The following is a 20,337-nucleotide window of genomic DNA, read 5'->3' on the forward strand; positions in this document are numbered from 1 at the left end:
GACATTATATTTATGAAGATTTTAAACACGCTCACAAGAAGAAAAGAAGAGTTTGTGCCTATCAACGAGGGTAAGGTGGGAATATATGTATGTGGTCCTACTGTATATGATTATATCCATATAGGAAATGCCAGACCAATGATAGTATTTGATACGCTCAGAAGATATCTGGAGTACAAGGGCTATGATGTCAATTATGTATCGAATTTTACTGATGTCGATGACAAGATCATAAAGCGTGCAAATGAGGAGGGTGTGGATGCCAGCGTTATATCAGAGCGATATATCGCAGAGGTCAAGAAGGATATGGCGGCTCTCAATGTGCGTGAGGCGACAACACATCCAAAGGCAACAGAAGAGATACCGGATATGATTGAGATGGTAAAGACTCTTATAGAGAAGGGATACGCTTACGAGGTGAATGGAACCGTATACTTCAGAACCAGAAAGTTCAAGGACTACGGCAAGCTGTCCAAGAAGAATATCGATGACCTCCGTTCAGGTAACAGAGACCTTCTTGTATCAGGTGTTGATGAGAAGGAGGATCCGCTTGATTTCGTTCTCTGGAAGCCAAAGAAGGAGGGCGAGCCATCATGGCCATCACCATGGGGCGATGGAAGACCAGGCTGGCATCTTGAGTGCTCGGTTATGTCCAAGAAATATATCGGAGATGTAATAGATATACATGCGGGTGGAGAGGATCTTGTATTCCCACACCATGAGAACGAGATAGCACAGAGTGAGGCTGCAAATGGCACAGAGTTCGCAAGATACTGGATGCACAACGGCTTCCTCAAGATCAACAATGAGAAGATGTCCAAGTCACTTGGCAACTTCTTCACAGTCAGAGAGATAGCAGAGAAGTACCCTCTTCAGGTCATTAGATTCTTCATGCTGTCAGCCCATTACAGAAGTCCGCTCAACTTCTCAGCAGACCTTGTTGAGGCTTCAAAGAACGGCCTTGAGAGAATCCTTACAGCAGTTGACAGACTGAAGTCTATAAGCGGAACAGAAGGAGAAGTAGATAAGGCAGTTGCAGACGAGATGGATGCATTTGTGAAGAAATATGAGGCAGCCATGGATGACGACCTCAACACTGCAGATGCGATCTCAGTTATATTTGAGCTCGTAAAATATGCAAATGTAAATGTGACAGAGGAGTCAACAAAGGCTACTGTGGAGCTTGTGCTCAATACAGTGACAAAGCTCTGCGACATACTTGGAATCATCACAGAGAAGAAGAAAGAGATACTTGATTCAGATATAGAGGCTCTTATCGAGGAGAGACAGGCTGCAAGAAAGGCAAAGAACTTTGCTAGGGCAGATGAGATCCGTGACCAGCTCAGTGATATGGGAATTATCCTTGAGGATACCAGAGAGGGCGTAAAATGGAAAAGAGCATAGACAGTTACTTTACTGAGATACTCGGGGTGACATACACTAATCCAAGGGAGTATTCGCCGCTTTCACTTGCATATATAGGTGACAGCGTGTTTGATCTTCTCATAAAGACCCTTGCTGTCACAAAGGATAACAAGCAGGCATACAAATACCACAAAGAGGTGAGCCAGCTTGTGAAGGCGGAGGCTCAGGCGGGATATATAATGTATCTTCTGGACAACGGACTGCTCACCGAGGAGGAAGAGTGGATATACAAGAGAGGCAGGAACACCAAGACTCATTCAACAGCCAAGAATGCGACTGTGGGACATTACCGAATGGCAACGGGCTTTGAGTGCCTTATAGGCTTTCTGTATCTTGATAAGCAGTATGACAGGATGTTTGAGATCACGAGGATCATACTGAACCATGATCCAGTTGAAACGGACAGGGCAGAACAGCAGCACAAGGATCCGGGCAAAGCAGCACAGGAAGATACAATAGAGGATACCTCAACACTTGAAAAGAGTACAGAGAGTACAGATGGAGAAAAAGATGCAGAATAGAGAATTTGAGAATAACATTAAGACAGAGAGCGATGAGGAAGCATTTGTCATAGAGGGAAGAAATGCAGTCCTCGAGGCTTTCAGATCAGGCAAGACCATAGATAAGCTGTATGTCCTTGACGGATGCAGGGATGGAATCGTGAACAGCATAGTCAGGGAGGCGAAGAAGCAGGATACAGTGATAAACTACCTCTCAAAGGAAAAGTTAAACCAGATGTCACAGGCTGGCAAGCATCAGGGAGTGATTGCACATGCAGCGGCATATAAGTACGCAGAGATAGAGGATATGTTTGCACTGGCTGAGAGCAGAGGAGAGGATCCATTTTTCTTCATACTTGATGAGATAGAGGATCCACACAATCTTGGTGCGATCATCAGAACAGCGAATCTCTGTGGTGCCCACGGTGTGATCATACCTAAGAGGCGTGCAGTCGGAATCACAGCTACAGTTGTAAAGGCATCAGCGGGAGCTATCAATTATACACCTGTTGCAAAGGTGACAAATATCAGCAAGACCATAGAGGAGCTGAAAGATAGAGGCATGTGGTTCGCCTGTGCGGATATGGACGGAGAACTCATGTACAAGTGTAACCTCACAGGTTCCCTTGGACTTGTCATAGGTAATGAGGGAAGCGGCGTCAGCAGACTGGTCAAGGAGAAGTGTGATTATGTCGTATCTGTTCCTATGAAGGGAGACATAGACTCACTCAACGCGTCAGTTGCTGCCGGAGTTCTGGCTTATGAGGTCGTAAGACAGAGGATGAACAAGTAAAGGTAGAGTATATGTATTCGGAATTATCAGATAATGAACTGCTGGAGCTTATAAATGAACAAAAGGATAACGATGCTATGGAGACACTTATCAAGCGCTATGGCCCAATGATAACGGGACAGAGCAGAAGCCTTTATATCATAGGTGCTGATGAGGAGGATCTTATACAGGAGGGCATGATCGGACTGGTCAAGGCTGTGAATAATTACAGACCTGACAAGGGCGCGACATTCAAGACCTTTGCGTTCATGTGCGTGAGAAGGCAGCTCATTACCGCGGTGAACAATTCAAACAACAAGAAAAACGGACCGTTGAACTACTATATATCGATCTATGGCGATGGCGGGGGAGATTACTCCAGCCCGCTTGATGAGATAGATTCGGGTGTCATAACTAATCCTGAGGATATCATGATGGCGAAGCTGCGTGAGTCAGATCTTATAAAGCTCATCGACAGTAAGCTTTCTAAGCTTGAGAAGCGTGTTCTTGACGAATATCTAACAGGCGCTTCTTATGAAGTGATAGGGGAGAGACTCTGCAAACCGGCAAAATCCATAGACAATGCGGTTCAGAGGATCAGAGCTAAGCTCAGGGATGTGTAATTAGAATAATAAAATTTTAAGTTGTTTAATCAAAGACAGGAAGTGGCAATATGCCGCTTCCTTTTTTGCAAAGAATTTGCTAATAAGCCTGCATATTAGCTTGAAATAAACTAAAATAAATGTATAGCCAACCTTAATCGAAAGTAACAAAAGGTAAAAATGATTATTTTTTATTGATCATCAGATTAAGGAGTGGTGGCATGAGAGCGGAGAGCAAAGCTAAAAAAGGTAAAGGTAAGGTGGGAACGATCGTATTGTTCCTGGCTTTGCCGGTATTGCTTCTTATCGTATTCACTTATATACCATTTGTGTATATGTTTAAGAACAGTTTGACGGACTGGGATGGAATAAGCGAGACATCCAATTTTGTTGGTCTTAAGAATTTGAGAGCATTGACCTCATTGCAAACAATGCAGCAAGCGTCGACAATAAGGGAAAATGGACTAATGTAAATAAAGCTTCTGAGCTCGATCTTGACAAGGGTTCACAGTATCAGGTCGATCTGATCGACACAGCACTTGGACAGTTACACCGCGGACATAAGTCACTGAACGATGTCATGAGTGAGTGGAATAAGAAGTGGGCTGATGGAATATACGAAGTTGAGACGGCGAGTGGAAAGTAAGTGATCCGCCTGATATAATGTTCAGAGAAAAAAGCACCTAAGTGGGGCGCTTTTTTCTTGCAAAAAAATAAAGCCGCTCAAGGCGGCGTAAATATGGACAAAAAAATAAAAGCTACTAACGGGAGTCGGACCCGTGACCTCAACATTACCAATGTTGCGCTCTACCACCTGAGCTATAGTAGCTTGCTTTTCAAAAGCAATAATAACTATAACAAAATGGACATCAAAAATCAAGTAAAATATTTACATTTGTGCGAAAAATAATGACAAATCAAAAGATAATTGTGGTACAAGCAGTAAAAGTATGGTAAACTAACTGTAATCGTGTGCAAATTCGGTTGCAGACATTTAGAATTATCAAAAAAAGCGGGAGGCAGTTTGGAAATGGCTGAAGAGATGACAGGTAAGAATTTCATTGAACAGATAATTGAGAAAGATATCGCAGAGGGTAAGGTGCCGAAGATCGTTACCAGATTCCCACCAGAGCCAAATGGATATTTACATATAGGACATGCCAAGTCAATACTTTTGAATTACGGACTGGCACAGCAGTATGGCGGACAGTTTAATCTCAGATTTGACGATACCAACCCTACAAAGGAGAAGACAGAGTTCGTAGAGTCAATACTTGCAGATGTCAAGTGGCTGGGAGCAGACTTTGGAGACAGAGTGTTCTTTGCATCAAATTACTTTGACCAGATGTACGAGGCTGCCATAAAGCTCATCAAGAAGGGCAAGGCATATGTGTGTGACCTCACAGCAGATGAAATCAGAGAGTACAGAGGAACTCTCACTGAGCCGGGCAAGAACAGCCCATACAGAGACAGAAGCATAGAGGAGAATCTTGATCTGTTCGAGAGAATGAAGAACGGTGAGTTCCCTGACGGAAGTAAGGTACTCCGTGCAAAGATAGATATGGCAAGCCCTAACATCAACATGAGAGATCCTATTATCTACAGAATAGCGAGAATGAACCACCACAACACAGGTGACAAGTGGTGCATTTACCCTATGTATGACTTTGCACATCCTATCGAGGATGCCATCGAGGGTGTTACACATTCTATATGTACACTTGAGTTTGAGGATCACAGACCTCTGTATGACTGGGTGGTTATGGAGCTCGGTTACAAGGATTCACCTGAGGGCACACCAAAGCAGATAGAGTTCGCAAAGCTTTACCTGACAAATGTCATAACAGGTAAGAGATACATCAAGAAGCTTGTCGAGGACGGAATAGTAGACGGATGGGATGACCCACGTCTTGTAAGTATTGCAGCCCTCAGAAGAAGAGGCTTCACACCATCAGCTATTAAGAAGTTCATGGAGCTGGTTGGAATATCCAAGAGCCAGTCGTCTGTTGATTACGCTATGCTTGAGTATTGCGTGAGAGACGACCTGAAGCTCACAGCCAAGAGATACATGGCAGTTGTTGATCCTGTAAAGCTTGTCATCGACAACTATCCTGAGGATCAGGTTGAGTACCTCGATGTCGAGAACAATCAGGAGAACGAGGAGCTCGGAAGCAGAAAGGTAGCATTCAGCAAGTATCTGTATATAGAGAGAGAGGACTTCATGGAGGAGCCTCCTAAGAAGTATTTCAGACTGTTCCCTGGCAACGAGGTTCGTCTTAAGAATGCATATTTCGTAAAGTGCGTGGGATTTGAGAAGGACGAGGACGGCAATGTCACAACAGTACATTGTACATATGACCCAGAGACAAGAAGCGGTTCAGGCTTTGAGGGACGCAAGGTCAAGGGAACCATTCACTGGGTATCGGCAGAGAGCGCAATAGATGCAGAGGTTCGTCTGTATGAGAATATCATCGATGAGGAGAAGGGGAAGCTCAACGACGATGGTACATTGAATCTCAATCCAAACTCACTTGTTATCAAACAGGGATGTAAGCTTGAGAAGGCATTTGAGGAGGCTCAGCCGGGAGAGGCATTCCAGTTCCTGAGAAATGGTTTCTTCTGTGTTGACTCAAAGGATTCTACAGCGGAGCATCCTGTATACAACAGGATCGTGTCACTCAAGAGTTCTTACAAGCCGGGCAAGTAATTACCGGGGATGCGTTTATAATTTATGATGTGGGGATTGGCGCTTATCCTGTGGGGGGATATGCGTACATCAAAATAGGTGATTGGAAACAAAAATATGAAAGATGAGAGTAAGAAGGTATACATACTTTTGTCAAAGACAAAAACAGTTCCTTCAAATCTCATAAAGCTTATGACCAGAGAGCCGTATTGTCACACATCTCTGGCACTGGACATAAGTCTTGATGAGATGTACAGTTTTGCAAGGAAAGGTGTATACAATCCATTTAACAGTGGATTTATCAGTGAGAACATAGAAAAGGGAATATTTGGAAAGCACAAGGGAACCAGATGCGCTGTGTATGAGCTGAAGGTCACGAGTAAGCAGTATGACAGGATACAGCAGGAGCTCGCCAGATTCAAGAAGCATCCGGACAGATACGGATATAACTTCATGGGTGTATTCAGCGTATTTTTCCATCTTGCGTATGAGAGGGAATACAGTTTCTTCTGTTCACAGTTCGTGGCATCGGTGTTGAAAAATGCCGGTGTGGATATATTCCACAAGAAACCGGGACTTGTCAAGCCGGGGGATTTCAGAAGGTGCCCTGAGCTCAGACCGATATTTACCGGGCTTCTCACAGAATACAGAGCATATCTCCATGAGAGAATGAAACAGGCTCATGGCATAGAGAACACAGGCAGAAGGCTTGGCATGATAAAGCCGGCGCTTCCGGATGGTCTCATTGCATGGAGAGTCAGTTAAAATAAGCCGCTTTACAGATATGTAAGGCGGCTTTTATTTATTGTCATGTGTTTATTATTCTACAAATGTGTGGCCAATCTTGATGATCCCTCTCGGGAGGGCGTCCTTGGAATTCTTCCATGGCTCGTTCTTGTATCTGTAGTCAAACTTGTCTATGAACCAGCTCAGGTCACCATTGACACGTTCCATATTGTCAAAGTATACCTTGTTGAGGATTTCGATGAACTGCGCATACTGTTCCTTGCTCAGTTTGTTCTGGCCTGTCTTGTACAGTATTCCGTAGTGGTATGTACAGAAGCCTTTGCTCGTAGCAAATTTGTCCCTGAACTCGGAATCTCTTTTCCACATATGGAAGATAGTGTCTACATAGCGTACGAACATGTCATCCATACGTCCACAAATGAAGCAGCTTTTCTCCATATTCTCTATATAATCGACAACAGGTGCATTTGGTGTGTTCTTGCCGAACAGACCGGCTTTGGCGGCGGGACCTTTGGCAGCCAGCGCCCTCATATCTTGTATAGTCTTATTCATATGGGTGTTCATCATGAGTGCCAGACCCAGACGATTCTTTTCCTGATAGAGCATTCTCAGATGATGACTGCAAAAACCAAGCTTGTCAGTCATGGCACGGTTGTCGTCCTCCATGTAGCTTGGCCCCATCGTATATTCAATTGCATTTCGTTCAAGATCCTTCTGCATCTGGCACATAGGGCATTCGCAGCCGCTGTCAAATGCATCGTTTACTGGTATAGTGTATATCTGTTCAGCCATAGATCCTCCTGTTTGTGATAGTGTCAGTTTTTGCCACACTGCTTATGTGACATTGAAAATAATATACAGGTATTATACAATAGCCTGGAGAAATTTATAAGACAAAAAGCACAATTATACAAATATGAAATGGCAGGTGTACGGAAGATGAATGTAAGTTGTGATGGCAATATAGTTACGGTAGACGGAGTGAAGGATTTCAGACTTTCTCAGATACTTGAGTGTGGTCAGTGCTTTCATTTTGACAAGCTTGATGATGAAGTGTATGAGGTCATAGCATTTGGCAGGGCTGTGAAGATGGAACAGTCAGGCGGCGTGCTCAGGATATATGGTTCATCCATGGAAGACTATGAAGGAATATGGCGTCCTTATCTGGATATGGACAACGATTACGGGCTCATCAAGGAGAGTGTCATAAAGGCGGACAGCGCACTTCAGACGGCTGTGAATGAGAAGGATGGAATACGTATACTCAATCAGGACTTCTTTGAGACGCTTATATCATTTATCATATCCCAGAACAAGAATATCCCTCAGATAAAACAGTGTGTGAAAAATATATCGCATAGATTTGGTGATGAGGTCATAGGATATAATGGCGAGGCATTTTATGTGTTCCCTGATGTAGACAGACTTCATGAGGTCACAGAGGATGAGCTCAGGGAGTGCAAGGTCGGATTCCGTGCTCCATACATAATGAATGCGACGGAGGCGGTGTACTCGGGAAATGTCACAAAGGAGAAGCTTGACGCACTTGACATAGAACAGGCAAGGGAACTTCTCATGACTATAAAGGGAGTAGGAGAGAAAGTTGCCAACTGTGTCCTGCTCTTTGGACTTGGAAGACGTGAGGCTTTCCCTGTGGATGTGTGGATGAAGAGGATCATGGAGAGCATGTACTTTGATGGCAAGGACACAAAAAAACTGGAGATAGAGGCATTTGCCGTGAAAAAGTTCGGAAATCTCGGGGGATATGCGCAGCAGTATCTGTTTGACTATGCAAGAACGACTCTTTTTAAGTGATATGTATTACTGTAGATGACAGACATATTTTTATATATTTTTTAGAAAATAAGGGTTGATTTTTTTATAGAAATGGATAGAATATAAAACAGTGTTAGCACTCACATAAATTGAGTGCTAAGAACGAAGATGAGAAAATAAAAGAAAAAATAAATCAGGAGGTATATATCATGAAGTTAAGACCACTTGGAGACAGAGTAGTATTAAAGCAGTCAGTAGCAGAGGAGACAACAAAGTCAGGAATCGTATTACCAGGCCAGGCAAAGGAGAAGCCACAGTATGCAGAGGTTATAGAGGTTGGCCCTGGAGCAGTTGTTGATGGCAAGCTGGTTCCTATGGACGTTAAGGTTGGAGATACAGTTATATATCAGAAGTTCGCTGGTTCAGAGGTTAAGCTTGACGACGAAGAGTACATAGTTATCAAGCAGGACAGCATCCTTGCAATCGTTGAGAAGTAAAAGCATATATCCAGACAGCGTGAGCTGTGGGAGACATATGCGGATGATATATATGTAATATAACATGGAGGTAGATAGAAATGGCAAAGGAAATTAAGTACGGTGCTGAGGCTAGAAAGGCACTTGAGGCAGGAGTTAATCAGTTAGCAGATACAGTAAGAGTTACACTTGGACCTAAAGGAAGAAACGTTGTACTTGCAAAGTCATACGGTTCACCACTCATCACAAATGATGGTGTTACAATAGCAAAGGACATCGAGCTTGAGGATGCATTTGAGAACATGGGTGCTCAGATCGTCAAGGAAGTTGCAACAAAGACAAACGATGTTGCAGGTGATGGTACTACAACAGCTACAGTTCTTGCACAGGCTATGATCAATGAAGGAATGAAGAATCTGGCAGCAGGTGCTAATCCTATCGTTCTCAGAAAGGGAATGAAGAAGGCTTGCGACAAGGCAGTTGAGGCTATTCTTGATATGAGTGAGACTATCAGCGGAAAGGATCAGATCGCAAGAGTTGCATCTATCTCAGCTGGTGACGATGAGGTTGGACAGATGGTTGCCGACGCTATGGAGAAAGTGTCAAAGGATGGAGTCATCACAATCGAAGAGTCAAAGTCAATGAAGACAGAGCTCGACCTTGTAGAAGGTATGCAGTTCGATAGAGGTTATATTTCAGCTTACATGGCAACAGATATGGAGAAGATGGTTGCAGAGCTTGATAACCCATATATACTTATTACAGATAAGAAGATCTCAAATATCCAGGAGATCCTTCCACTTCTTGAGCAGATCGTTCAGAGCGGATCAAAGCTACTGATCATCGCTGAGGATATCGAGGGTGAGGCTCTCACAACACTTATCGTCAACAAGCTGCGTGGTACATTCCAGGTAGTAGCTGTAAAGGCTCCTGGTTATGGCGACAGAAGAAAAGAGATGCTTCAGGATATCGCTATTCTTACAGGCGGTAAGGTAATCTCAGAGGAGCTTGGATATGAGCTCAAGGATGCTACTCTTGATGACCTTGGACGTGCAAAGAGTGCTAAGATCACAAAGGAGAACACAGTTATCGTTGATGGTATGGGCGCTAAGGAAGACATCGCAGGTCGTGTAAATGTCATCAAGGCTCAGCTTGAGGAGACAACATCAGAGTTTGATAAAGAGAAGCTTCAGGAGAGACTCGCAAAGCTTGCCGGTGGAGTTGCAGTTATCAGAGTCGGCGCAGCTACAGAGACAGAGATGAAGGAAGCTAAGCTCCGTATGGAGGATGCCCTTAATGCCACAAGAGCTGCAGTTGAAGAGGGAATCATCTCAGGTGGTGGTTCAGCATACATCCACGCTGCAAAGAAGGTTGCAGAGCTTGTAAAGGATCTTGAGGGCGATGAGAAGACAGGCGCTAAGGTAGTTCTCAAGGCTATGGAGGCTCCACTGTTCCACATCGCAGCCAATGCAGGACTTGAGGGATCAGTCATCATCAACAAGATCAAAGAGTCTGAGGTTGGTGTGGGCTTTGATGCATACAATGAGACATATGTCAACATGATCGAGGCAGGAATCATTGATCCTGTTAAGGTTACAAGAAGTGCACTTCAGAACGCTACATCAGTTGCTTCAACAATGCTCACAACAGAGTCAGTTGTAGCTGATATCAAGGAAGACGCTCCAGCAATGCCAGCAGGCGGAGCAGGAATGGGCGGCGGAATGGGCTTCTAAGGAATAGAGTCAGACACGATTTCGCAGTAAAATACAAAGACTAAGATAAAAAAGGATCACATCATTCGTAATCGGGTGATGTGTTTCTTTTTTTATGTAGGTTAATTGACACTAACCGGCATGTGTGAGATAATCAGAACAGATATTTTTCGACTAAGGGAAAGTATGGGTTACAAAAAAGTTATAAATGAAAGGCAGGAAGAGATGGGAGAAGATAACAACAGCTTTGGCGGCTATCAGCCAACAGAAGACAACAGACAGGCGGGACAGCAGAATCCATATGCCGGTGCGCCTCAGTATGGACAGAACGACCAGAACTATGGTCAGTCAGACGGCCAGTATGGACAGAACGACCAGAACTATGGTCAGTCAGACGGCCAGTATGGACAGAATTATGGTCAGCCAGGTGGACAGTATGATCAGAATTATGGTCAGCCAGGCGGCCAGTATGGACAGAATTATGGCCAGCCAGGTGGCCAGTACGGACAGGGATATGGTCAGTATGGTCAGGGCTACGGACAGCCGGGAGATCCATACGGACAGAATTATGCTAACCAGGACATGAATATGGGCGGAGGTCCGGCATATCCACAGAATAATATGCAGCCACAGGAGAGCAAAGGCGTATCCATAGCATCTATGGTGCTTGGTATCTTTTCTCTTACATTTGGATGTTGTATCACATATGTGGGAATTGCCACAGCCATTGCGGGACTGATAACAGGTATCATAAGTCTTAAGGATAAGAAGCCTGGCAAGGGAATGGCTATCGCAGGTATTATAATGAGCGCAATAGCACTTGTGTTCCTGGTGTTCTGTATTATCCTGGTTCTTACATCGGACACATATCAGGATATGGTGGACGAAATACTCAGACAGATACAGTCAGGAAGCTATTAAAAATGTAATAAATTGAATAAAGAGAAGTGATCGAGAGGCCGCCGGATTTCGGGCGGCCTCTTGTTATGTGCACCAAGCTGATAATATTTGAACGTTTAATACTGTGTGGGTGATTGAATCTAAAGGTGGATTAGTGTTATTATTATGGAAGTGCGTAGAAGGTATCAGAAAGGAGGTCCTGTATTATGGAGAGTGATTATATTATTGAAGATACAGACATCAGGCGTCTTATTGTGAAAGCGGTAGAGGCGAGAGAAATGGCATATGCCAGGTACTCACAGTTTAAGGTTGGGGCAGCACTCCTGGCTGGCCGGGAGAATTCTTCGGATGCAGATGAAGTCGTTGGCAGAGAGACAGACAGCCGCGATAGAAATGCGAATGAATACAGAGTGTTCACGGGCTGTAATATAGAAAATTCCTCGTATGGTGCAACTATATGCGCAGAACGTGCAGCGGTGTGTAATGCAGTGAGTAGTGGCTATAAAGATTTCAAAGCGATTGCTATTGTCGGTGGCCTGAATAGTACAGGGATAAATGGAATAACATATCCATGTGGGATATGCAGACAGGTGCTCTCGGAATTTTCTGCGGATATGTATGTTATCGCAGCACATTCAGAGGATGATTACGACATGAGAAGATTGTCAGAGTTTCTTCCGGCTTCGTTTGGTGCCGGACAGATGGAATAGTGAGCGTTGAAAATTTATATAGAAGGAGAATATGAATTGGGAAATATCAAAGATTTAAAGGCTTACAGAATAGTTGAGGAGAAGGATCTACCGGAGGTACATGGCAAGGGATATGTGCTGGAGCATATAAAGACAAAGGCAAGGGTCCTCATCATTGAGAATGACGATGTGAATAAGGTATTCAATATAGGCTTCAGGACACCTCCATATGATGATTCAGGAATACCTCATATAATTGAGCACTCAGTGCTTTGTGGTTCAAAGAAATATCCGGTAAAGGATCCATTTGTTGAGCTGGCAAAAGGTTCTCTGAACACCTTTCTGAACGCCATGACTTATTCAGACAAGACGGTATATCCTATAGCGAGCTTCAATCAGAAGGACTTTGAGAACATCATGAGTGTGTATCTGGATGCAGTGTTCTATCCGGATATCTATATACATGATGAGATCATGAAGCAGGAGGGCTGGCACTACGAGCTTGACTCTATGGACGGAGACCTGAAGTACAACGGAGTTGTGTATAATGAGATGAAGGGCGTGTACTCAAGTCCTGAGTCGATTATGTACAGAGAGATAGAGTCATCACTCATGCCGGACACTCCATATGGCAATGATTCAGGCGGTGATCCGGTATCCATACCTACACTCACCCTTGAGAGATTCAGAGATTTCCACAGGACATATTATCATCCATCGAACAGTTATATTTATCTGTATGGTGACTGTGATATGGCGAAGGAGCTGGAATTTATAGATGAGGAGTATCTGTCACATTACGATTACAAGGAGATAGATTCAGCGATCCCTCTTCAGAAGCCATTTGACGAGATGAAGGATATCACTAAGGAGTACTCCATAGCTGATACTGATCCAGAGGAGAACAATTCCATACTCACATACAGCAAGATAACAGGGCTCAGCACCGAAAAGAAGAAGGTTACAGCCCTTGAAATACTTGAGTACGTGCTCATGGATGCGCCGGGAGCTGTCCTGAAGAAAGCTCTGACTGATGCGGGTATAGGCGAGGAGGTCTACAGCTCATTTGACAATGGCTGTCAGCAGACCACATTCTCTATCATAGCAAGAGGCGCGGATAAGAACGATAAGGACAGATTCATAAAGATAATAGATGGTACATTTGAAGAACTCAGCCATGGTATAGATAAGGATGCGGTTGAGGCTGCAATCAACAAGTTTGAGTTCAAGCACAAGGAGGCCAATTTTGGAAGGTTTCCTAAGGGACTTATGTACGGACTGGATGCATTTAACAGCTGGCTGTATGACGATACCAAGGCACTCATGTTTTTTGAGATGAATGATGTGTATAAGGAGCTGAGAGAGGATCTTCAGAATGGATACTTTGAGCAGCTTATAAAGGAATGTTTCATTGATAATACATTTGGCTTGTATCTCACCATGAACCCTAAGAAGGGTCTTGACCAGGAGAATGAGAAGAAGATCGCTGATGAGCTTGCGGCATACAAGGCTACGCTCAGCCGTGAGGAGCTTGAGAAGATCGTGGAGGATACAAAGGCGCTCAAGGAGTATCAGGCGACTCCTTCATCAGCCGAAGATCTTGCCAAGGTTCCGCTTCTGGCGATAGATGACATTGACAAAGAGGCTGAGAAGCTCAAGAATGTTGAGTCTGAGATCGGCGGACTTCCGGTTGTAAGCCACGATATATTTACAAACGGTATAGGATATCTGAGGTTCTATTTCAATATAAATGATATAGATAATGACCTTGTGCCATATCTTGCTGTGCTGTCATGCCTGTTTAAATATATTGACACAGAGAAGCATACCTATGGACAGCTTTCAAATGAGATAGACAGTAATATAGGTGGAATAGAATTTGATATGGTTGGATATGCCAGTGACACGGATATCAAGAAGTTCTTTTACGTGTCAATGAAGGCACTCTATGAGAAGCTTCCATATGCCGTTGAACTGATGAAGGAGATTATGTTCTCATCTAAGATCGATGACAGGAAGAGACTGAAGGAGCTCCTGACGGAGGAGAAGTCCAGCATGAAGAATGGCATGGCTGCATCGGGACATGTGACCGCATACACCAGAGCCATGTCCTATATAGATGAGGGAGCAAGATTCACGGATGAGACCTGTGGAATCGCTTATTATGAATTCCTGTGTGACATAGTGGATCACTTCGATGAGAAGTACGATGACTTCATTGAGAAGCTTCAGTATGCCCTTGCAGAGGTACTCAGAAAGGGGGCACTTACGGTTTCATATACAGGAAATGAGGACGTGACAGATCTGCTTGAGGAATCATTTGCGGACTTTGGCATGGCACTCTCTACAAAACCTGCACATAAGGATGTGAAGCCTTTTGAGAAGGATCTCAAGAATGAGGGCTTCAAGACAGCCAGCCAGGTTCAGTATGTTGCCATAGCGGGTAATTTTGAGGATGCGGGATACAAGTACGACAGCTCACTGAGCGTTCTCAAAATCATATTCTCATATGGTTATCTGTGGGAAAATGTCCGTGTGAAGGGCGGCGCATATGGTGCCATGTGCTCATTCCTCAGGAATGGAACCTGCTATATGAGCTCATACAGAGATCCAAACCTCATGGAGACATATGACATATTCAAGAATGCATATAAGTTCGTGGAGAACTTTGAGTGCTCAGACAGAGATATGACCAAGTATATCATTGGAACCATGGCTCAGATAGATGCACCGACGACTCCTGTTGCGGAGGGTATAAGCCATATGGCGAGATACTTTATGGGAGTTACAGATGAACAGATCCAGAGAGAGCGTGATAAGATCCTCTCCACCGACAGAGATGCCATCAGAGCCCTTGCACCACTTGTGAAGGCTGTTACGGATTCAGGAATCATCTGCGCCATCGGCGGAGAGAGCAAGATAGAGGAGAATAAGGACAACTTCAAGGATGTACTTGCGATTTTCTAGGTATAGCCGACAGTCGATATAATGAGCGCAAGTGAGTGGGCGTGCTTGCATGACTTGCGAGCGGCGAATTAGGGTCATGACATAGTAAAGCTAGATGCGTATGCGTAGGTTAGCCTGCGCATGCAGGATGAAGGAGATATATGAATAAAGAATACAAATCAGGCTTCGTGTCCATCATAGGCAGACCAAACGTTGGAAAGTCGACACTTATGAACAGACTGATAGGACAGAAGATAGCGATAACAAGCAACAAGGCGCAGACCACGAGAAACAGGATACAGACCGTGTATACCAGCGATAAGGGACAGGTTATCTTCCTGGACACACCGGGAATAAACAGGGCGAAGAACAAGCTTGGAGAGTACATGCTCAAGGTTGCTGAGAGTACGCTGGATGAGGTCGATGTGGTTCTCTGGATAGTTGAGGCCACAACATTTATCGGTGCAGGAGAGCGGTATATCATAGAACAGCTCCAGCATGTAAAGACACCTATAATTGTGGTTGTGAACAAGATAGACAACGTGGAGGAGAGCAAGGTATTTGAGGCGATAAATACCTATAAAGATGCCTGTGACTTTGCGGAAATAGTTCCTGTGTCGGCATTAAAGGGCAAGAACACAGATGAGCTCATAGATACCATTATGAAGTATCTTCCGTATGGACCACAGTATTATGATGAGGACACGATCACTGACCAGCCGGAGAGACAGATAGTTGCCGAACTCATCAGGGAGCAGGCGCTCCGTCAGCTTGATAAAGAGGTTCCCCATGGTATTGCAGTTGTGATTGATTCCATGAAAGAGAGACCGGATGGCGGCCTGATCGATATCGATGCGACAATCATATGTGAGAGGGACTCCCACAAGGGAATCATCATAGGAAAGCAGGGCGTCATGCTGAAGAAGATCGGTACTCATGCGAGATATGGAATAGAGAGACTTCTTGACACCAAGGTCAATCTGAAGCTTTGGGTAAAGGTCAAGAAGGACTGGAGAGATACAGATACATTGCTAAGGAACTTTGGGTTTAGGGACGAGTAGGATTTTGATTATGGAGGTGGACGTACAATTATGAGAGAAGAAGTTACACTGCATGGAATTGTACTGTCCAGCAGCCTCCAGAGCGAATATGACAGGAGAATGGTGGTCCTCACCAAAGAACGGGGCAGGATCACAGTATTTGCAACAGGTGTGAGGAGAGGAACGAATCCGCTCCAGTCCAAGACACAGATGTTTGTCATGGGAAGTTTTACATTGATCCCGGCGCGGGATTCATACAGGCTTGTGAATATAGATGTGGATGAATATTTCCATCAGCTCACCATGGACATAGATGCATACTGTTATGCATCGTATTTCTGCGAGGTCATGGGCTTCATGACCCATGAGGGAGACAGGGCAGCAGATTACCTCAATCTTCTGTATGTGAGTCTTAAGGCTCTGGAGAAGGGGCAGATGCCAGCAAAGCTCATCAGGTGCGTGTACGAGATAAAGCTTATGGATGTGTTCGGACAGGGAATACAGAGCTTCCACTGTCCGGTATGTGGCAAGGCTGAGGTGTCAAATGTATTCGATGCAGCATCGGGTGGACTGCTCTGCGATGGATGCAAAGGCCGGGCAAAACATCCGCTTCATCTATCGGATGACGCAGTATACACGATACAATACATAAATGGTGCACCGCTTGGCAAGATGTACAACTTCAATGTGTCAGATCCTGTACTGGCGGAGATACAGCTAGTGTCGAAGCAGTTCATGGATATGTATGTGGACAGGAAGTTCAAATCGGTGGAGATCATAGACTCGCTGCCATGAAAAAAAGAAGAGAATCCTACATGACGTGAGATTCTCTTCTTTTTGTATATTACCTGTCTAAAATACAAATCACAGAGAGTGTATTATTTTAGAGAACGCCTTCATCGCGCCGGGAAGTTTTTCATATGGTATGGCGCTGAAACCAAACAGAAGCTGGTTCTCAGGACAGAGATTCTTTCTTATCCAGAATGGTTCTGTGGAGAAGATTCGTATGCCTTTCTGTTCAAAAGCTGATATGAGCTCTGTCTGGGTAAGCTTTGAGTTCTTAACCTCTGCCACAAAGTGGAGACCGGCTCCGGCACCATACATGATCACATCATCTTCAAGATTCTGTTTCACATAATTCAATATATAATCATGCTTCTTTTTATAGTGATTCTTCATGGCGCCTATGTGGCGCTGATAATTACCACTCTGTATAAATTCAATAAGTGCAAGCTGCAGAACCGTTGGAACTGTGCAGTTGGTGTGTGAATATCTGGATTCATATGCCTTCATCAGATCTGCTGGAAGCACCATATATGATATTCGAAGATCCGGTGACATGGATTTGGAAAATGTCCCGAGATATATAGTGTGGTCGCTGTTATCGATGGATTGCAGGGATGGAATTGGTCTGCTTTGGTATCTGAGCTCGCTGTCGTAATCATCCTCGATGATATAACTTCCCGATTGAGCCGCCCACTCTATGAGCTCTAGCCTCTTGCTGATAGGCAATATGCTTCCCATAGGGAATTGGTGGGATGGGGTCACATATAACAGCGTGTCTCTGAGCCTCTGTATATGGTCTATTGATACACCGTCATTCTCAAGAGGTATGGGGATGATCCTGAACGGACTCTGGCTGACGATCTCCCATGTTCCGTTGTAGCCAGGGTCCTCTATGGCAAATGAATAGTCTGACGGACTGAATATATGCGTGATTATATCTATTGATCTCTGGTGGCCGCTCGTGAGAATGATCTGCTCCGGTGTGCAGTTTACACCTCTGGACATGTACAGATATTCGGTGATAAGACTGCGGAGGGTGTAACTTCCCTGTGACATCTGGTAGGAGGCGGTATCGGCCATGGATATCATGTCCCAGGCGTTCATAAGGCATTTGCGCCATGCCCTGGAGTGATAGCAGTTGTAGTCCAGATTGCCGTAGCTGAACGTGTAGTCAAATGTCTTTCCTGATTGTCTGGAAGAATGCTGTATATTGTGGCTTTGTCTTGGCTTTTTGTCCGGAGAAAATGCAGAGATGTTCTCAACATAGTAGCCTGAGCCTGTCACGGAGCGTATATATCCTTCAAGTTCAAGCTGGTTGTAAGCAGATACTACTGTGTTGCGGCTCAGTTTATGTTCGGCGGCTAGCTGCCTTGTTGCAGGGAGCTTTTCACCTGCAGCATAGTGCTCATTAAGTATCTCGGATTTCATTTGTTCATATAATTGTTCGTATAGAGACTTATCGGAGGCCTTGTCTATTGATATCATTTCCGTGTTCCTTTCCTGCATATTATAAGCGTTAAAAATACCTTGTATCATTGGATATTTGCGTATTACTTGATTTGTTCATATTCCAATACTGCAAATTGGAACTATAAAAATACTTGAAATTGGAACTTTAGAAAGAACCAATCTGGTGCTATTATACAAGAGTCATAGCGAGTAAGCAATAAGAAGAAGTCATAAGGTGATGTCTGACGGCACAAATTATAGTAGCTTTGTATAAATAATATTACAAAATATGCCGTGAACCTTGCAAAAATATTTGAATGAGTATAAAATAAGGCGGATAGAGTGAAAAAATGCAAATTCGAATATGATTTGGAGGATTACAATGGAAAAGACATTAGACAAGATCGTTGCATTGGCAAAGAGCAGAGGATTTGTTTATCCAGGTTCAGAGATTTACGGTGGTCTCGCAAATACATGGGACTATGGTAATCTCGGAGTTGAACTCAAGAACAATGTTAAGAGAGCATGGTGGAAGAAATTCATCCAGGAGAACCCTTACAATGTAGGAGTTGACTGTGCTATCCTTATGAACCCACAGACATGGGTTGCTTCAGGCCACCTTGGAGGATTTGCTGATCCTCTTATGGATTGCAAAGAGTGTCATGAGAGATTCCGTGCAGATAAACTTATAGAGGACTTTATGGCTGAAAACGGAGTTGTTCCAGAGGGCGCAGTAGACGGATGGAGCAACGAGCAGATGGAAGAGTACGTTGAGAAGAACAATATCTGCTGTCCAACATGTGGTAAGCACAACTTCACAGGCATCAGACAGTTCAACCTTATGTTCAAGACATTCCAGGGTGTAACTGAGGATGCCAAGAACACTGTATACCTGAGACCGGAGACTGCACAGGGTATATTTGTCAACTTCAAGAATGTACAGAGAACTTCAAGAAAGAAGGTTCCATTTGGAATTGGCCAGATAGGAAAGTCATTCAGAAATGAGATAACACCTGGTAACTTCACATTCAGAACAAGAGAGTTCGAGCAGATGGAGCTTGAGTTCTTCTGCAAGCCGGGTACAGATATGGAGTGGTTTGAGTACTGGAGAAGCTTCTGTATCAACTGGCTCAAGGATCTCGGAATCAAGGATGATGAGATGAGAGCCCGTGACCATTCACCTGAGGAGCTTTGTTTCTACTCCAAGGGAACAACAGATATCGAGTATTTATTCCCATTTGGATGGGGTGAGCTCTGGGGAATCGCTGACAGAACAGATTACGATCTGACACAGCACCAGAATACATCAGGAGAGTCCATGGAGTACTTCGATGACGAGACAAAGGAGAAGTACATTCCATATGTAATCGAGCCATCACTTGGTGCTGACCGTGTTACACTGGCATTCCTGTGTGCTGCATATGACGAGGAGAACATCGGAACAGAGGAGAAGCCAGACATCCGTACAGTCCTTCATTTCCACCCACAGCTTGCACCGGTTAAGATCGGTGTGCTTCCACTTTCCAAGAAGCTCAACGAGGGTGCAGAGAAGATTTATGCAGAGCTTTCAAAGTACTACAACTGTGAGTTCGATGACAGAGGCAACATAGGTAAGAGATATAGAAGACAGGATGAGATAGGAACACCGTTCTGTGTAACATATGATTTCGATTCTGTTGAGGATGGAGCAGTCACAGTTCGTGACAGAGATACCATGGAGCAGGAGAGAGTCAAGATTGAAGATCTGAAGGCTTACTTTGAGAAGAAATTTGAATATTAATTGATGGTGTGACCGGAGATAATACGGGACACTGAATTACAGGAGGCATTA

At 44.2% G+C, this 20,337-nt stretch carries 18 protein-coding genes and 1 tRNA gene; 16 read left to right on the forward strand and 3 right to left on the reverse strand.

The window, feature by feature from the left end; genetic code table 11:
* Positions 1–12 precede the first annotated feature (12 nt).
* The 5 genes from cysS to ARA78_RS02015 all read left to right on the forward strand — a co-directional run bounded on the left by cysS (position 13) and on the right by ARA78_RS02015 (position 3,772).
* Positions 13–1,404: a cysteine--tRNA ligase gene (cysS, locus tag ARA78_RS01995; protein WP_015534150.1), complete on the forward strand. Its 1,392-nt coding sequence runs from the start codon at positions 13–15 to the stop codon at positions 1,402–1,404.
* Positions 1,389–1,946: a Mini-ribonuclease 3 gene (locus ARA78_RS02000; protein WP_055144191.1), complete on the forward strand. Its 558-nt coding sequence runs from the start codon at positions 1,389–1,391 to the stop codon at positions 1,944–1,946. The genes cysS and ARA78_RS02000 overlap by 16 nt, the downstream gene beginning before the upstream one ends.
* Positions 1,936–2,718: a 23S rRNA (guanosine(2251)-2'-O)-methyltransferase RlmB gene (gene rlmB, locus ARA78_RS02005; protein ID WP_015534148.1), complete on the forward strand. Its 783-nt coding sequence runs from the start codon at positions 1,936–1,938 to the stop codon at positions 2,716–2,718. The genes ARA78_RS02000 and rlmB overlap by 11 nt, the downstream gene beginning before the upstream one ends.
* An 11-nt stretch (positions 2,719–2,729) precedes the next feature.
* A complete protein-coding gene (locus ARA78_RS02010; protein WP_055144193.1) occupies positions 2,730–3,320 on the forward strand; it encodes a sigma-70 family RNA polymerase sigma factor in 591 nt (196 codons plus the stop codon).
* A gap of 200 nt (positions 3,321–3,520) precedes the next feature.
* Positions 3,521–3,772: a sugar ABC transporter permease gene (locus ARA78_RS02015; protein ID WP_055144195.1), complete on the forward strand. Its 252-nt coding sequence runs from the start codon at positions 3,521–3,523 to the stop codon at positions 3,770–3,772.
* Between the two features lie 283 nt (positions 3,773–4,055).
* Here ARA78_RS02015 and ARA78_RS02020 read toward each other — a convergent pair.
* A tRNA-Thr gene (locus tag ARA78_RS02020) sits at positions 4,056–4,128 on the reverse strand.
* A gap of 201 nt (positions 4,129–4,329) precedes the next feature.
* Here ARA78_RS02020 and ARA78_RS02025 point away from each other — a divergent pair.
* On the forward strand, positions 4,330–6,006 hold the full coding sequence (locus ARA78_RS02025; protein WP_055144198.1) for a glutamine--tRNA ligase/YqeY domain fusion protein: 1,677 nt from the start codon (positions 4,330–4,332) through the stop codon (positions 6,004–6,006).
* Positions 6,007–6,102: 96 nt separating this feature from the next.
* Positions 6,103–6,750 carry a hypothetical protein gene (locus tag ARA78_RS02030; protein ID WP_055144201.1) on the forward strand — a complete coding sequence of 216 codons (648 nt, stop codon included), beginning with the start codon at positions 6,103–6,105 and terminating at the stop codon, positions 6,748–6,750.
* A 54-nt stretch (positions 6,751–6,804) separates the two neighbouring features.
* On the opposite strand, the gene ARA78_RS02035 is transcribed toward ARA78_RS02030, so the two are convergent.
* On the reverse strand, positions 6,805–7,524 hold the full coding sequence (locus ARA78_RS02035) for a DUF6062 family protein (RefSeq protein WP_015534143.1): 720 nt from the start codon (positions 7,522–7,524) through the stop codon (positions 6,805–6,807).
* Between the two features lie 147 nt (positions 7,525–7,671).
* Here ARA78_RS02035 and ARA78_RS02040 point away from each other — a divergent pair, with 147 nt between their 5' ends.
* The 8 genes from ARA78_RS02040 (at position 7,672) to recO (ending at position 17,066) form a co-directional block, all read left to right on the forward strand.
* A complete protein-coding gene (locus ARA78_RS02040) occupies positions 7,672–8,547 on the forward strand; it encodes a DNA-3-methyladenine glycosylase family protein (protein ID WP_022216012.1) in 876 nt (291 codons plus the stop codon).
* 170 nt (positions 8,548–8,717) lie between these two features.
* Entirely contained in the window at positions 8,718–9,005 is a 288-nt protein-coding gene (locus tag ARA78_RS02045) for a co-chaperone GroES (RefSeq protein ID WP_015534141.1), read from the forward strand.
* Between the two features lie 80 nt (positions 9,006–9,085).
* Complete coding sequence (groL, locus tag ARA78_RS02050) at positions 9,086–10,717, forward strand: chaperonin GroEL (protein WP_004853959.1); 1,632 nt, start codon at positions 9,086–9,088, stop codon at positions 10,715–10,717.
* 165 nt (positions 10,718–10,882) lie between these two features.
* On the forward strand, positions 10,883–11,617 hold the full coding sequence (locus ARA78_RS02055; protein ID WP_242849641.1) for a DUF4190 domain-containing protein: 735 nt from the start codon (positions 10,883–10,885) through the stop codon (positions 11,615–11,617).
* Positions 11,618–11,802: 185 nt separating this feature from the next.
* Positions 11,803–12,306 carry a cytidine deaminase gene (locus ARA78_RS02060; protein ID WP_015534138.1) on the forward strand — a complete coding sequence of 168 codons (504 nt, stop codon included), beginning with the start codon at positions 11,803–11,805 and terminating at the stop codon, positions 12,304–12,306.
* 36 nt (positions 12,307–12,342) lie between these two features.
* The gene (locus ARA78_RS02065; protein ID WP_055279913.1) at positions 12,343–15,252 is read left to right on the forward strand and encodes an insulinase family protein; all 2,910 of its coding nucleotides are present in this window, start codon (positions 12,343–12,345) and stop codon (positions 15,250–15,252) included.
* 140 nt (positions 15,253–15,392) lie between these two features.
* On the forward strand, positions 15,393–16,292 hold the full coding sequence (era, locus tag ARA78_RS02070; protein ID WP_055279914.1) for a GTPase Era: 900 nt from the start codon (positions 15,393–15,395) through the stop codon (positions 16,290–16,292).
* A 30-nt stretch (positions 16,293–16,322) separates the two neighbouring features.
* Entirely contained in the window at positions 16,323–17,066 is a 744-nt protein-coding gene (gene recO, locus ARA78_RS02075; protein WP_022216007.1) for a DNA repair protein RecO, read from the forward strand.
* A 69-nt stretch (positions 17,067–17,135) separates the two neighbouring features.
* Here recO and ARA78_RS02080 read toward each other — a convergent pair whose 3' ends face one another.
* Positions 17,136–18,593: a PLP-dependent aminotransferase family protein gene (locus ARA78_RS02080; protein ID WP_055222783.1), complete on the reverse strand. Its 1,458-nt coding sequence runs from the start codon at positions 18,591–18,593 to the stop codon at positions 17,136–17,138.
* Between the two features lie 295 nt (positions 18,594–18,888).
* Between ARA78_RS02080 and ARA78_RS02085 the strand changes: the two genes are divergently transcribed.
* Positions 18,889–20,286 carry a glycine--tRNA ligase gene (locus ARA78_RS02085; protein ID WP_022057995.1) on the forward strand — a complete coding sequence of 466 codons (1,398 nt, stop codon included), beginning with the start codon at positions 18,889–18,891 and terminating at the stop codon, positions 20,284–20,286.
* The last annotated feature ends 51 nt before the right edge of the window (positions 20,287–20,337 follow it).

The sequence above is a fragment of the Coprococcus eutactus genome (genome assembly GCF_001404675.1).
Classification (GTDB): Bacteria; Bacillota; Clostridia; order Lachnospirales; family Lachnospiraceae; genus Coprococcus; species Coprococcus aceti.